The sequence below is a fragment of the Flavobacterium psychrophilum DSM 3660 = ATCC 49418 genome, assembly GCF_002217405.1.
Taxonomy (GTDB): domain Bacteria; phylum Bacteroidota; class Bacteroidia; order Flavobacteriales; family Flavobacteriaceae; genus Flavobacterium; species Flavobacterium psychrophilum.
The window spans coordinates 1-1,377 of record NZ_MUHE01000079.1 but is presented as its reverse complement, the minus strand read 5'-3'; the positions used below and the strand labels follow the sequence as shown (position 1 = coordinate 1,377).

At 32.2% G+C, this 1,377-nt stretch carries 2 protein-coding genes; both read left to right on the top strand.

The window, feature by feature from the left end; all coding sequences use genetic code 11:
* Nucleotides 1-228 (top strand): T9SS type B sorting domain-containing protein (locus B0A57_RS11950; RefSeq protein WP_207758892.1); only part of this gene is annotated, 228 nt, incomplete at its 5' end.
* A gap of 51 nt (nucleotides 229-279) precedes the next feature.
* Nucleotides 280-1,194, top strand: a complete 915-nt coding sequence (locus B0A57_RS11945; RefSeq protein WP_011962491.1) for a PorP/SprF family type IX secretion system membrane protein — start codon at nucleotides 280-282, stop codon at nucleotides 1,192-1,194.
* Nucleotides 1,195-1,377 lie beyond the last annotated feature (183 nt).

The window sequence follows — 1,377 nt, the reverse complement described above, 5'->3', positions numbered from 1 at the left end:
TTTATGAAAGAATCTTCTGTTGAAATTTATAACAGATGGGGGGTTTTAGTATATGAAGTATCAGGATACGATAATAAGGAAAAATCTTTTAAAGGTATTTCAGAAGGACGTGTAACACTAGAAAGAGGCTCATTATTGCCAGTAGGGACTTATTATTATATTGTGAGATATGTTGATTTGAAAAACGAATCAATTGAGAAAGCTGGTTATTTGCATTTAACTAGATAGATAAATTTTCTCTGGGTCTGTTTTAGACCCAGAGATATTAAAAAACAGATTATGAAAAAAATTATTTCATCATTTATAGTGTTATGTTTGTCTCAAATGAGTTACGGACAACAAGACTCTCAGTTTACACAGTACATGTATAATACTGTCACGGTAAATCCTGGTTATGCTGGTTCTAGAGGAGTTTTGAGTGTTTATGGTTTACATAGAACACAATGGGTTGGTTTAGAAGGAGCACCTGTAACTAATAATTTCACTATTAGTTCTCCTGTTACTGAACGATTAGGACTTGGGTTGTCAGTTATTAATGATCGATTAGGGATATCATCTCAAAACAATATTATGTTAGATGTTTCTTATTGGATTCCCACTTCTGATAATTTTAAATTAGCTTTTGGAGTAAAAGCTTCGGCTAATTTTTTGAATGTCGATTATGGTAAATTAACGAAAAGGCATAGTGTTGATGTTTTGTTTGAAAATAAAAATATCGATAATAAATTTAGACCTAACATAGGAGCTGGTTTATATTGGTATTCCGATAAAACATACGTTGGTCTTTCTATTCCGTTTATGCTAGAGACAAAATATTACGATAACAATATTCAATCTACGGCAAGTCAGCGAATGCATTTTGATGCCATTGCAGGTCATGTATTCGATTTAACAGAACAAGTAAAATTTAAACCAGCAGCGTTAGTAAAGTATGTTGCTGGAGCGCCATTACAAGTAGATTTGTCTGCGAACTTTTTATTCTATGACAAATTAACTCTCGGGGCAGCTTATAGATGGAGCGCAGCAATGAGTGCTTTGGTAGGATTTCAAATTTCGGATTCTTTTCTCATAGGGTATGCTTATGATAAAGACACCACAAGATTAGGTAGTTTTAATTCAGGCTCTCATGAAATCTTTTTGCGTTATGAAATCTTTAAAAAATACGATAAGATTATTGCACCACGTTTCTTTTAAAACCACGATTATGAAAAATATATTAAAAACGATTACTTTACTACTTATTTGTTTTTGTGCAAACGCTCAAACCGGAAAATTAGATAAAGCAAACAAACAATATGAAAATTTAGCGTATATAGATGCTGCCAAAACATATGAGAAAGTTGCCGAAAAAGGATACAAATCCGTAGATTTGTTTGA

Bases quoted from the DNA above. Each gene is read 5' to 3' on its own strand.
- B0A57_RS11945 (WP_011962491.1), top strand. From the start codon at position 280: ATGAAAAAAATTATTTCATCATTTATAGTGTTATGTTTGTCTCAAATG.